The organism is Roseibium sp. (assembly GCF_965216085.1).
GTDB lineage: Bacteria > Pseudomonadota > Alphaproteobacteria > Rhizobiales > Stappiaceae > Roseibium.
Genome location: NZ_OZ244138.1, coordinates 2,249,538 through 2,262,265 on the forward strand (window position 1 = coordinate 2,249,538; position 12,728 = coordinate 2,262,265).

General features: G+C 56.7%; 13 protein-coding genes. 10 read left to right on the plus strand and 3 right to left on the minus strand.

What is annotated here, in order from left to right:
* Positions 1–135: 135 nt before the first annotated feature.
* From ACOOFE_RS10420 to ACOOFE_RS10465, 10 genes are read left to right on the plus strand one after another with little or no spacing between them, the layout of a single operon-like run.
* The gene (locus ACOOFE_RS10420; protein ID WP_420414860.1) at positions 136–1,167 is read left to right on the plus strand and encodes an ABC transporter substrate-binding protein; all 1,032 of its coding nucleotides are present in this window, start codon (positions 136–138) and stop codon (positions 1,165–1,167) included.
* Positions 1,145–1,966, plus strand: a complete 822-nt coding sequence (locus tag ACOOFE_RS10425) for an ABC transporter ATP-binding protein (protein WP_420414861.1) — start codon at positions 1,145–1,147, stop codon at positions 1,964–1,966. The genes ACOOFE_RS10420 and ACOOFE_RS10425 overlap by 23 nt, the downstream gene beginning before the upstream one ends.
* On the plus strand, positions 1,960–2,769 hold the full coding sequence (locus ACOOFE_RS10430) for an ABC transporter permease (protein WP_420415562.1): 810 nt from the start codon (positions 1,960–1,962) through the stop codon (positions 2,767–2,769). The genes ACOOFE_RS10425 and ACOOFE_RS10430 overlap by 7 nt, the downstream gene beginning before the upstream one ends.
* A gap of 50 nt (positions 2,770–2,819) precedes the next feature.
* A complete protein-coding gene (locus ACOOFE_RS10435; protein ID WP_420414862.1) occupies positions 2,820–4,187 on the plus strand; it encodes an FAD-dependent oxidoreductase in 1,368 nt (455 codons plus the stop codon).
* Between the two features lie 11 nt (positions 4,188–4,198).
* Positions 4,199–5,365, plus strand: a complete 1,167-nt coding sequence (locus tag ACOOFE_RS10440) for a CaiB/BaiF CoA transferase family protein (protein WP_420414863.1) — start codon at positions 4,199–4,201, stop codon at positions 5,363–5,365.
* Positions 5,362–6,135 (plus strand): enoyl-CoA hydratase-related protein, encoded by a 774-nt coding sequence (locus tag ACOOFE_RS10445; RefSeq protein ID WP_420414864.1) that lies wholly within the window; start codon positions 5,362–5,364, stop codon positions 6,133–6,135. Before ACOOFE_RS10440 ends, ACOOFE_RS10445 begins: the two co-directional genes overlap by 4 nt.
* A gap of 4 nt (positions 6,136–6,139) precedes the next feature.
* Positions 6,140–6,487, plus strand: coding sequence for a 4Fe-4S dicluster domain-containing protein (locus ACOOFE_RS10450; RefSeq protein ID WP_420414865.1), 348 nt, complete (start codon positions 6,140–6,142; stop codon positions 6,485–6,487).
* Positions 6,487–7,359 carry a dihydrodipicolinate synthase family protein gene (locus ACOOFE_RS10455; protein WP_420414866.1) on the plus strand — a complete coding sequence of 291 codons (873 nt, stop codon included), beginning with the start codon at positions 6,487–6,489 and terminating at the stop codon, positions 7,357–7,359. Before ACOOFE_RS10450 ends, ACOOFE_RS10455 begins: the two co-directional genes overlap by 1 nt.
* A gap of 2 nt (positions 7,360–7,361) precedes the next feature.
* Positions 7,362–7,817, plus strand: a complete 456-nt coding sequence (locus ACOOFE_RS10460) for a deoxycytidylate deaminase (RefSeq protein WP_420414867.1) — start codon at positions 7,362–7,364, stop codon at positions 7,815–7,817.
* Positions 7,818–7,826: 9 nt separating this feature from the next.
* Positions 7,827–9,335, plus strand: coding sequence for an aldehyde dehydrogenase (NADP(+)) (locus tag ACOOFE_RS10465; RefSeq protein WP_420414868.1), 1,509 nt, complete (start codon positions 7,827–7,829; stop codon positions 9,333–9,335).
* A gap of 234 nt (positions 9,336–9,569) precedes the next feature.
* Here the strand turns inward: ACOOFE_RS10465 and ACOOFE_RS10470 are convergent, their stop codons facing one another.
* From ACOOFE_RS10470 to ACOOFE_RS10480, 3 genes are all read right to left on the minus strand, one after another.
* Complete coding sequence (locus ACOOFE_RS10470; protein ID WP_420414869.1) at positions 9,570–10,019, minus strand: hypothetical protein; 450 nt, start codon at positions 10,017–10,019, stop codon at positions 9,570–9,572.
* 279 nt (positions 10,020–10,298) lie between these two features.
* Positions 10,299–11,696 (minus strand): M20 family metallopeptidase, encoded by a 1,398-nt coding sequence (locus ACOOFE_RS10475; RefSeq protein WP_420414870.1) that lies wholly within the window; start codon positions 11,694–11,696, stop codon positions 10,299–10,301.
* 45 nt (positions 11,697–11,741) lie between these two features.
* On the minus strand, positions 11,742–12,701 hold the full coding sequence (locus ACOOFE_RS10480; RefSeq protein ID WP_420414871.1) for a succinylglutamate desuccinylase: 960 nt from the start codon (positions 12,699–12,701) through the stop codon (positions 11,742–11,744).
* Positions 12,702–12,728: the final 27 nt, after the last annotated feature.

The window sequence follows — 12,728 nt, forward strand, 5'->3', positions numbered from 1 at the left end:
TTTCTCTCTAGGGTGATGCAAAAAATGCATCGCTATGTGCAAAACTTAATTCTATCTGCAGCGCCGAACCCGCGTCTAGTCTGAAAAGAAAACGGGAGATAACAAAAAAATATCACCTACCAGGAGACGGGTATCATGACGCATTGGGGACTTAACCGCCGGCATATGTTGCAGGGACTTGGGGCAACCGCCGGACTGGCAACAGCAGGTACATTCTTTTCAATCACACCATCGAAAGCGGCCGATTTCAAAATCCGGATGCAGCTTGGCTGGCTGGCATCCAACGGAGTTCTGGGCGAGGTCATGGCTGACAAGCTTGGCTATTTCGCCGAAGAAGGCCTTGAACTCGAGATCATACCGGGCGGACCGAACATCGATGGCGTTGCCTCTGTTGCCTCCGGGGCGAACAATTTCGGCTCTATCTCGTCCTCGCCGTCGCTCATGCTGGCGCGCTCTGCTGGTCTGCCGATCAAATGCGTCGCCGCCGGATATCAGCAGCACCCGTTCACCTACTTTTCTATGGACAGAAACCCGGTGCACAAGCCGGAGGATCTGATCGGCAAGAAAGTCGCAACACAAGGCACCGCAAGGATCTTGCTGCGGGCGCTTCTGGCCAAGAACGGCATCGATGAAGATCAAGTTGAAGTGTCGGTGATGGGTGGTGATATGGCACCGCTTAAAGTCGGTCAGGTCGACGTGGCAACTGGCTGGCAGACCAATGTCGGCGCGCTGTCCGTTCTGGGTGACGAGCGGGTCGACATGAAGCTCTGGGACGCAGGCATCCAGCTCTACGCCAATCCCTATTATACAACGGATGATGTCCTGCAAGAAAATGGCGACAAGGTTGCTGCCGCCATCCGGGCCATTTCGCGCGGCTGGGGAGCCGTTTACGAAAACCCTGCTGCGGGTGTCGAAGCGTTGGTCGAGCGGTATCCAAACCTCGACAAGGACAGTGAGATGAAAGCCGTAGATCTGGTGCTCGGCTTTTCCTTCAATGACAAGACCAAGGCGGGGGGCTGGGGCGTTATGAACCCAGACAATTGGCAGGAGCAGATCTACACCTACGAAGCTCTGGGCCAATTCACCAACGTTGCGCCGGACCTGTCGGACATCATGACTTTGGACATTCTGGAAGCGACCAAAGATGTCCGTCCAACATTTGGCTGACGTTGCGGACTTGCATCCGCAACAGGATTTGGCAAGCCGCAGTGTTGCGGCCTGCCTGTCCAAAGCCTCGGTGAAATTCGGTCATTTCACTGCCCTTGAAGACATCAGTTTGGACATTGGCGAAGGCGAGTTCTGGACAATCCTTGGGCCATCTGGGTGCGGCAAATCTACGATGCTACGGCTCGTTTCCGATTTGGTGCCGGCGGCGACAGGACAGGTCGAAATTCTCGGTAAGACCACCGAGGCCGCCCGGCTGGCCCGCGAGTTTGCCTTTGTCTTTCAAGACGCAACGCTTCTGCCTTGGCGCAGTGCCTTGCAGAATGTCGAATTGCCTCTGGAAATTGGCCGCAAGCGCGGCGTCAAGATCCCGAAGTCCGACAAAAGCCCGCGCGAGCTTCTGGAACTAGTCGGTCTGAAGGGACGTGAAGATGCGCTTCCGCACGAGCTCTCTGGCGGCATGCGCCAGCGGGTGGCGATTGCAAGGGCGCTTGTCTGCAAACCGAAGCTCCTCTTAATGGATGAGCCTTTTGGTGCGCTCGATGAGATGACGCGGGACCGGTTGAACCTGCAGCTCCGGGACATCTGGCGGGAAACCGGCGTCACGATCCTGTTCGTCACCCACTCGATACCGGAAGCGGTGTTCCTCGGGCAGAAGGTCTTGATGCTTCGGGCAAATCCGGGCCGGGTGAAAGACGTCGTGGACATTGATCTTCCAGCAGACCGGCACGTCGCCTTGCGGGAAACTCCGGAATTCAACCGGTATTGCGGCCAGCTCCGCCAACTTCTGGAGGACTGCTGATGTCTTTGGCGCAAGTTTCCGCAGAACTGGATGACAAGAAGTCCGGCCGGAACGACCTGATCTATAAACGGGCCGTCAATGCCGCGATCCCGATTGGGACAGCCGTCTCCTTGCTGCTGCTTTGGCAACTCGGGGTGCGGTTGTTTGAGGTGCCGACTTACATCGCACCAGCGCCGACAGATGTCCTGGCGGTATTCGTGAATGAGTTCGCGTTGTTGTCGCGGAATTTCTGGCCGACGCTGATCGAAAGCCTGTCCGGATTTGTCGTCGGCAATCTGGCAGCGATTATGATCGCCATCGCCTTCGTGCACAGCAGGACGATCGAAAAGGCGTTCTTTCCGATCGCCGTCTTTATCAACACGATCCCCATTTTGGCGATCGCACCGATCCTGGTGCTGATATTCGGTGCCGGCATGACGGCAAAGGTCGTTATTGCGGCCTTGATCTGTTTCTTCCCGACGCTGGTCAATATGGTTCGGGGGCTTCAGTCCGTCTCGCCGCAAACCTTGGAACTTGCCCGGATCCTGTCCGCGTCCAAGGCGGAAGTCTTCTGGAAAATCCGGTTGCCATCCTCGCTGCCGTTCCTGTTTTCGGCTTTGAAGATTGCCGCGACCACCTGTGTCATCGGAGCAATCGTCGGGGAATGGATTGGAGCGGATGTCGGCCTGGGCGCCCTGATCATCGACAGCACCTTCAACTTCCGCTCACCACTGCTCTACGCAACCGTTTTTGTGTCTTCCGGCCTGTCGGTGCTGTTGTTCACCGCAGTTTCGGTCGCCGAGAAACTCGTCATTCGCTGGTAGTCGGCCCACCCGCCGACAGCCGTTCAAAATCGAAACAAGGAACAAGAAATATGGCAGAGCGTCATACAGAAACTGTTCAAACAGAGGGCGCACAGATCCCGGTCGTTGCCACTTGTGACGTCGTCGTCATTGGCGCCGGACCGGCGGGTCATGCAGCTGCCATTTCTGCGGCCCGCAACGGAGCTTCCGTAACCTTACTTGAACGCTATCATCATCTTGGCGGCATGGCGTCCGGAGGTATGGTGCTTGTGCTCGACGACATGGTCAATGACGGCAATGAAATCGTCACAACGGGCATCGTCAGCGAATTTGTGGACCGGATGGAACGCCAGGATGGTGCGGTTTATCCGCCGCCTGAAGAGTGCCAGACCAATTGGGAGATGTGGCAGAAATGGTCTCGCTGGGGCTGCATCGACTTCCACAAAGCGATGATGCCGCAACCGATCATCCATGCCGTTGCCTTTGATCCGGATGCCTGGAAACGGGTGAGCCTGGACATGGTTGTGGAAGCGAAGGTCAATCTGCGCACCCACAGCTGGTTTTCCGATGTTCTGATGGAAGGCGGCCGGATCACCGGCGTGATCGCCCAGACCAAACTTGGCCGACAGGCGATCCGCGCCAAATATGTTGTCGATGCCACCGGGGATCTGGATGTCGGTGTTGCGGCAGGTGCTGAATACACGGACGGGCAATACATCGTTACGACGGTGTTCCGCATGGCCAATGTCGATACGGACAAGGCAATCGCTTTCGAGTTTTCAGATCCGGAGGAATACAAGCGGCTGGACCGTGAAGCCCGGCGGCGGATTGGTGGTGCCTGGGGCATGTGGTGGCTGAAGACACCGATCCCTGGCATTGTGTGGTGCAACTGTCCGCATATGCCGGGATATGACGGTCTATCGGTGGAGGATATGGTCGCCTCCGAAATCGAGGGCCGGGAGCGGATGAAGAAGCTTCATCAGTTCGCCAAGGAAAACATCCCGGGCTTTGAGAATGCCACCATGCTGGGGGCAGCTGAGCAGATGGGTATCCGCCAAACGCGGCTCCTCCAAGGTGAATACGTTGTCAACAAGGACGATGTGAAATCGCGCCGCTACTTCGAAGACACCGTTTGCCGCGGCCGGGATTATTACACACCGTACCGGGCCCTGCTTCCCAAAGGAATCGACAATTTGATCGTCGCGGGACGGCACTACTCAGTTGAGAGCGATGCCCAGAAACTATCGCGCGAAATTCCGCCCTGCATGGCGCAAGGGGAGGCGGCCGGTGTTGCTGCGGCGCTGGCCCTGAACGGGGATGTCCCGCTCCGGATGGTTGATCACAGAGCAATCCAGAAACAGATGCGCGCCCAGGGGGCTGACCCGGGAGACAAACCGTCGGCAAACGCTTTGATCGAAGATCACGTCGCGGCGGAATAACAGAGGCCTACATGTCAGAGAAAATCATGCCGCTCGATGGCGTTCGTGTCATCGACTTCACCCAAGTTATGCTTGGTCCCTGCGCCACCCAGACCCTCGGAGACTTTGGTGCAGACGTCATCAAGATCGAACGTCCAGGGGCCGGTGACCTCAGCCGTGGGTTTTACGGCGTGGACACCGAAGAAGCGACCAACAATGCGGTTTTCGCATCACTGAACCGCAACAAACGCTCAGTCGTCATCGACACCAAATCGCCTGATGGACACCAAAAGATCCTGGATCTGATCAAGACTGCGGATGTGGTCGTTGACAATTTCCGTGCTGGCGTAATGGACCGCCTGGGTTTTGGTTATGACGCTTTGGAGAAAATCAACCCGAGGATCATCTGCGCATCTGGAACCGGGTTTGGATCAACAGGCCCCTACGCCCATAAGGGCGGTCAGGATGTTCTGGCCCAGGCCATGACCGGGGTGATGGAGAAAACCCAAGATCCATCAATCCCCAAATCGATCTATCCAACCACCTTGTGTGATTACTCAGCCGGTATGCATCTCGTGCAAGGCGTTTTGGCAGCCCTGTTGATGCGGGAAAAGACCGGCCGGGGCCAAAAGGTGGAGGTCTCACTCTACGACAGTATGATCGCCATGCAGATGCAGGAAGCTGCGCAATGGTCAAAACACCGGGATGTGCTGAACTGGGCGGCCATGCCGTTGACCGGTGTTTTCGACACGACAGACGGCGCGATCGTTATTGTCGGGGCTTTCAAGGCAAATCCCTTGCAGGACATCTGTACAGCGCTCGAAATCGAAGACCTTTCCCCCAAGTATCCGACGCTGGATATTCAGCGCAAACACAAGCCGTATCTGCAGCAACGGTTCAAGGAGGCGATCGCTGGAAACACCTGTGGCTATTGGTTGGAGCGTCTGGAAGCCCAGGATCTTCTGTGCGCACCTGTGCGTTCGTTGGGTGATGCACTGGATGACTCGCAAACCAAGATCAACGGCATGCTGCACACCATTCAGCATCCGGTCATTGGCGAACTCACACTTGCCGGCTCGCCAGTGCATCTGAGTGATGCACCGCTCACCGTCCGGCATCTCCCGCCGCGGCTGGGGGAACACACAGACGAGGTGCTTCACGAGTTGGCCGCGCTTCTGGCGCATGAGGCCGCCGAATGAGTGTTGATTTCGAAATCTCCGGAAATCTTGCGCGGGTAACAATCAACAGGCCAGACAGCTTGAATGCGGTCGATACGGCCACCCATGCAAGACTTGGCGAGATCTGGACGGAAATCGAAACCAATCCCGATATCCGTTGCGCCGTTCTGACCGGTGCGGGATCCAAGGCGTTTTGCGCAGGTGCCGATCTGAAAGAAAACACCGGGCTTTCCGGCGTGGATTATTGGAAAGGCATCAGCGGCGCCGGATTTCCCGGAATTGCGCTACGGCAGATGTCGACACCTGTCATTGCACGGGTGAATGGCCTTGCCCTTGGGGGCGGGCTGGAAATGGTCCTTGGGTGTGACATTGTCATTGCCGCAACGACCGCCCGGTTCGGACTGCCGGAAGCCAAGGTCGGGCGCGTGCCACTCGATGGCGGCATGGTTTTGCTGCCACGACTTATTCCCCGGAACATTGCTCTGGGCATGATGATGACCGGACGGTTGATCGATGCCGAGGCGCTTGAGCCTTATGGCCTCTTGAATTCGGTCGTGCCGCCTGAAGACCTTGATGATGAGGTCGACCGTTGGGTGCAGGATCTCTTGGCCTGCGCCCCGCTCAGTTTGAAAGCCATCAAGGCCGTGTCCCGGCAGACCGCGCATTTGCCGCTACAGGACGCTTATCAGTATCCATCGGAAGAGCTGGTTGCGGCCCTCTTGTCAGAGGACGCAGACGAGGGGCCGGCCGCATTCCGGGAAAAGCGGCCACCGGTCTGGAAAGGGCGCTGACCCGATGACCCTCGTAATCACCAGTTCTTGCATTGATGTCAAAGACAGCATTTGCACGACTGCCTGTCCAGTTGATTGCATTTATGAGGGGGGGCGCATGTTCTATATCCACCCCACAGAGTGCATCGAGTGCGGCATGTGCGAAAGCATATGCCCGGTGGATGCCATTCGCTATGCCGATGAGGTTGAAGACGACGAACGGCCCTTCTTGGCGCTGAATGCGGCGGTGTTTCGAAATGCGGCCGGCACACTCTCAGAACCGGGCGGATGGTCAAAGGGGGATGCTCCGCTTTCCGATCCGTCAGAACTGACCGAACTTGCCAAACATTATTCCAAAGAAAAGGTTGCCTGATGGACGGCGTGATTGCAGCGGTACCAACCCCGGTTGGCACAGATTTGTCTCCGATGCGGGAGCCATTCCTCGAACATTGCCGGTGGGCGCTAGATAACGGCTGTGATGGTTTGAACATCCTGGGGTCTACGGGGGAAGCCAATTCATTCGATTCGGCGACCCGAAAAAAAGTGATGGGATGGGCCGCAACTGCCTTACCAATCGACAAATTGATGGTTGGAACGGGAACGCCATCGCTTCAGGAAACAATTGATCTAACAATCTATGCGGACGAATTGGGGTATTCCGTCGCGCTTGTTCTTCCGCCTTATTATTACAAACCCGTTGATCCGGCCGGTTTAACAACTTGGTATCTCGCACTTCACGACGCGCTTGGCGCGCGGAAAATCCAGATCTATTTCTATAATTTCCCGCAAATGACCGGGCTTACTATTCCGGTAGATTTGATCACGGATCTTGCGTCGCTGGCGCCAGACCGGTTTGCCGGGATCAAGGATTCTTCTGGTGACCTGGATTATTGCCGAGCCATTGTGTCTGCGGCTCCGGCACTGCAAGTGTTTCCGAGTTCAGAAACCGCGCTCCAATCTGCTGCAGCTGACGGCTATGCCGGGTGCATTTCCGCCAGTGTGAATATCACAGCGCCCCTGGCCGCTCAGGTTTGGTCTGAACGGTCCGCACCTCCACAGGATATCAGCGATGAAATTGCCAGGCAGCGCGGTTTGCTCGCCGGACCACGTTTGGTTCCAATGATCAAGTATCTGGTGGCATCCCGGTCTGGGAATGAGGATTGGCGAACAGTCTTGCCTCCCTTCACCGCGCTGACCGAGGCAGAGGGAAAAGTCCTTCAACAAGACCTCGGACAGACAGGTTGATCATGGCCGATGACCACATATGGACGCAGCGTTTTATGGCGCTGTGTGATCAGATCGCATCCTGGTCGGAAGATCCGCACTTTCAGGTCGGATGTATCATCGCGTCGCCAGCAGGCCGGGAAATCCGGTCCACCGGATACAATGGTTTTCCGCGCGGGGTGTCTGCGGCAGATCCAGCGCGGTTCGACCGGGACAGCGGCGAAAAGTTCTACTGGTTCGAACATGCGGAACGGAATGCGATTTACAACGCAGCGCGCGCGGGCATTTGCCTCTCCGGCTGTACGCTGTATGTCAATCGCTTCCCATGTGCCGATTGCGGCCGCGCAATCATTCAGGCCGGCATTCCCCGCATCGTTGCTCCGCCCATTCCACAGGCCGATGGATCCCTTGACTACAGTTTTCAGGTTTCGCGGCAGATGCTGCGTGAAGCCGGTGTTCAGATTATCGAATTCAAGTGAGGATTAAGAATGGTTAGAAGTCAGTCGCTGGTCGCAGGAGAGTGGCTCGCATCGGAAACGCTCTTTTCGAACGACCCTGTCAGCGGCGAACCGGATCAGTTTTCGGCCGGGACGCCGGAGATGATTTCCAAGGCCTGTGAAGCCGCAGAAGAAGCCTTTTGGAGCTACGGCTATTCTTCCCGTACAGACCGCGCCGCGTTTCTGCGTTCCGTTGCCGGGCACATCGATGCGCTGGGCGCGGAGATTACGGTGATGGGCATGAAGGAAACCGGATTGCCGGAAGCGCGCCTTGAAGGCGAGCGGGGACGGACGATCGCGCAAATACAGCTGTTTGCAGACCATATCGAAGCAGGTGACTATCTCGACACGCGCCACGAGCCCGCACTGCCGGACCGCGCACCGCTGCCCAGACCGGATCTCCGGCTCGTACAGAGGCCGATCGGGCCTGTTGCTGTTTTTGGTGCCTCCAATTTTCCGCTGGCCTTTTCGACAGCAGGTGGGGATACCGCTTCTGCGCTAGCTGCTGGCTGTCCGGTGGTCGTGAAAGGCCATTCGGCCCATCCAGGGCTTTCCAGCCTAATTGCCCAAGCCTTTGACGCAGCAATAAAGGCAACGGGAGTGCATCCGGGCGTTTTCAGCATGGTGCATGATGGCGGCAATGTTGTCGGCGAAACACTTGTCAAACATCCTCTGATTTCAGCAGTCGGCTTTACCGGGTCTTTGCGGGGCGGGCGCGCGTTGTTCGATCTTTGCGCGAGGCGGCCAGACCCAATCCCGTTTTTCGGTGAACTGGGATCGATAAATCCGATGTTCGTCTTGCCGAATGCGATGGCCACCCGCGGCGAAGACATTGCCAAGAACTGGGCTGGATCACTGACGCAAGGTGCCGGTCAGTTCTGTACTAACCCTGGTGTTGCAGTTGTCCTGGATGGCTCAGAGGCCCAAGCCTTTGCAAGGTCCGCAGTAGAAGCACTTGGCGCAATCGCACCGCAGACCATGCTGACCGGTGGGATCGCAGCTGCGTTCCAAACCGGACGTGACCGGATGTGCGCGCATCCCAAGGTCGAAGTGCTGACTACGGGGCAGGACACCGGCCGGAGTGCATCCCCTTGTCTCTTATCCACCTCTGCAGAGGCATGGCTTAGCAATGAAGATTTGGGGGAGGAGGTTTTTGGCCCCCTTGGTCTCATTGTTGTTGCCCGCGATGAACAGGAGATGCTGACTGTTGCAAGAAGATTGCACGGGCAACTGACCTGCACCTTGCATTCTGACACGGAAGATTTCGGTCTCGCCAAAAGCCTGCTTCCAATTCTGGAGCGCAAGGCTGGGCGGTTGCTTGCGAACGGGTTCCCGACAGGTGTTGAGGTGTGCAGCGCCATGGTGCATGGCGGCCCTTATCCAGCCTCAACCAACTTCGGGGCAACCGCTGTCGGAACACTGGCGATCCGGCGTTTCCTGCGGCCGGTGTGCTACCAGGATATTCCAGCCGAGATTCTGCCAGAAGATCTGAGGTATTGAGGCCCGTCGAACTTCTGTAACTTTCAAATGGCGATGGCGTGGAATGTGTCCTGAACGGGCACCATTCCGCGGCATTGTCTGGTGCCGCTCCAAATTACCCAGTGTTCGGTATCCAAGCCAGCACTAACTAACAGCCAATCTGCGGAAATTGCGACTTGGTCAGTCGGCGGGAGAGGGCGGGCGATTTTGGAGTGCCGCTCAAACGGTTGAGTTGAAAGTTCCGGGAGACAGGTTTCACATCGTCAGCCAGTCGTTGATGCGCTTTGCCAGATCATCCCGGGAGGAGGGGCCAAAGGCCGTCTCGAGTGGAATGCTTGCCGTATCCGTTAGAAGCGCCAGGCGTTCGGTCGGGCTTCCATCTGAGGTATTTCTTTCAACATGTGCCCGTTTGATCGCAGTGAGTTGGATGGTTTGCCGGTCAGTTCGGCCGATCCTTTGACGTTCGTTGACAATCGTTCCTGCGGCTCTGTCGAAAGTGATCGTTTGTTTCGGGAAGAATGCCCAAGCGATCGCCAGAAAACCGACACCAGTCGCTGCCATTCCCAGCCGGCCGACGAGGTCCGCTGCCTCGACCGTTATGGCGCCCCAAAACAAAATCGCGGCTGCCGCTGCCAATCCAAGCTGCGGCAACCGGTTTATGCTGCGCAGAATGAGTTTTTCCCGGGAGCAGTTAACAGCAAACATGGATTTGAAACGCTCGTTCTTTGGGGCGACAGTGCGGGTCGCAGGAAGCAGGAAAAGGTTTTTGTTTTCACCTGTCGAATTGTATGCAGGAGTATGACGCGATGGGGCGTGTTGATCCAGGCCGGCCCAGAGGCGCGGAAGGTTCAAGCCGATACGCACGACAAATGTTTATCGTGAGGCACTCCTAACCCTGCACTCTGCAATCACCAAAGGAATGGGGAATTGCGAGTAAATGGTCCAACCTCAAAACACTTGCGGTAGCTGTTTCGTTTCTTCCGTTTAAGGGAAGCCTTCTCCCAGATCCCAGAACAGCCCGGTCATTATTTCCAACCCCTCTTTCATGAGGTGTGGCAGGACATGCTCGTTTGGGGCGTGTTGAGAGCAGCCGGTATAACTGTGAGGGACCCATAGTGTGGGCATGCCGATGATGTTGAGAAAGATATCATTCGGTAGAGAACCGCCGGCATTGGGAATAACGGTGACGTCTTTGCCGGTCGTTTGTTCGATCGACTTCACGGCCCAGGCGACCGCCGGATGCTCCGGATCCAAACGCGATGCGCGCAGCATCGACATGCGGGCCGGTTCCACTGTGATGTCATCAAATCCATTGTCTTTCAGGTGCTGACGGATCAGAGGCAGGAAGGTATCGGGATCGGTATCAACCACGAACCGGATCTGGCAAATGGCTTCCGCAAAAGGGGGGACAGCATTTTGTGTTTTTTCAGGATCGCCCGTGATGAACGACAACACTTCGAAGGTATTCCAACCGAAGACTTTCTCAGCCCCGCTTAATCCTGGTTCACCCCACCATGGATTGATCTCTGGATCATCCGGTCCGGATGTCACCGTTACTTTGGACAGGGCATCACGCACCGAATTCTTGATACGGGCCGGTTTGAGCCCGGGATGCAAGATTTCGCCGGCCCGGCTTACGAGTGTCGTGAGCGCGTGCATAAGGACAATGGCTGGATTGGCCAGCAGTCCGCCCCAATTGCCCGAATGGTGTCCGCCTTCACGGTATTCCAATCGAAAGCGAAGGTTCAATCCGCCGCGTGTGCCAAGCTTGATGTCCGGTCCGGCCGTTGAGAACCGTGGACCGTCTGAAGCAATCAGGAGGTCTGCGGCCAAAAGGTCACGGTTGGTACGGCAAAATTCTTCAAGCCCGGCAGACCCCATTTCTTCCGCAACTTCGATCAGGAATGTGACGTTGTAACCGAGGCGGCCGCGCGTTCCGATGACATGACGCAACGCCTGCATATTGATGGCATGTTGGGCTTTGTTGTCGGCTGTCCCGCGACCGAACCAGCGTTCCCCCGACGCTGTTTGTTCGATTTCAAGGGTCCAGGGATCGCGGTCCTGGCTCCAGCGTCCTTCTTCTCCCGGGACAGTGTCACCATGGCCATAGCAGAACAGTGTCGGCAGGGCCGGATCCTCGATCCGTTTGGCAACAAGGAACGGCGCCCGGTCTAGGACATCGTTGGGATGGATCTCCACGGAAAAACCCATATCTTCGAAACGCTGGCGCATCACAACATTCTGGTAGCGCATCAGGTCATCGCGATGCTCTTCCTCCCGACTGGACGTTTGAACCGAAACCAAATCGGCCAGCTCGGCTTGGAACCCGCCGTCGTCAAAGTATTTTGAAACGGCATCAATTGCGGCTTCGCGAGTTGTCATGTTGGGTCCCCTATAGTGTTGTTTTTTAATTGGTCGTCTTAAAACTCAATCGTCGCGCCGTGCGAGCCGAACTGCGGTTTGTCCTTTCCAGAGCCGTTTTGAGGGCATTACCAACATCAGATCGTCCTCAGGTGTCACAACCGGCTCATCTCCGTCAAAGCCAATGAGCGTTCCCTTTTGCGCAATCACCTCACCGCCGATAAAGGGGTGAGCGAAGGTAAAAGCCTCTGACTTGATCGTTACAGCTTCAATGACTGTGAAGGCTGACTGACGTGCCTGCGGCGCGGGGAATTCTTCGAGCGCCTCCAAAGGCAGAATCCCGGCCGCGCAGAGAAACCGGATTGAAGCTTCCTTGGCAAGATCTCCGGTCGACGCAGCCCAATGCTGGCCGCACTCAATCAAAAGAGCTGTTTGACTGGCACTTGGGTCATCAAACGGACCAAAGTCCCGCAACCGTTTGCCTGCGGCGTGGCCAGCGTCACCAACCAACCGTTCCGGAACCCCGATTGAAGCTGCCAGGGTTTTTGCCCGTGCATGCCTGCCGCTCATCATCAGGGGCGGAGCGGGATGCTGCATTGAGTGGATGTCGAACAGAAAATCGATGGTCTCCAGGGCTGGCAAAATTTCCCGTGCGCGGCGCAACTCGCTGCTATCGCGGTCTCCGTTCAGCACATCCTCGCCCCAGATCCGGTTGAAGTCTTCATCGACCCATCGGGATGCGTTCGGGTCGGCTGGGTCAAAAGCCTCATAAGCTGCAACGTTCATGAATGCTAACGTCAATGACCCGGCGATGGGCCGTGTCTCGCGTGTCATCAGCCAGTCGAGCGCTATGGCTCCACAAGGCTCATTGCCATGAACGATGGCGCTGATCATAACGTTCGGCCCGGCCGTGCCACTGTCAAAGCGCCAGAGATATGGAATACCCGAATTGCCCGATTTATAAGGAGAAATGTCCGGCGGGTTGAGCTCGACCGGATAAGCGTTCGGAATATTGATTTCCCTCATCAGGTGGTGTTCCTTAAGAAATGGTCG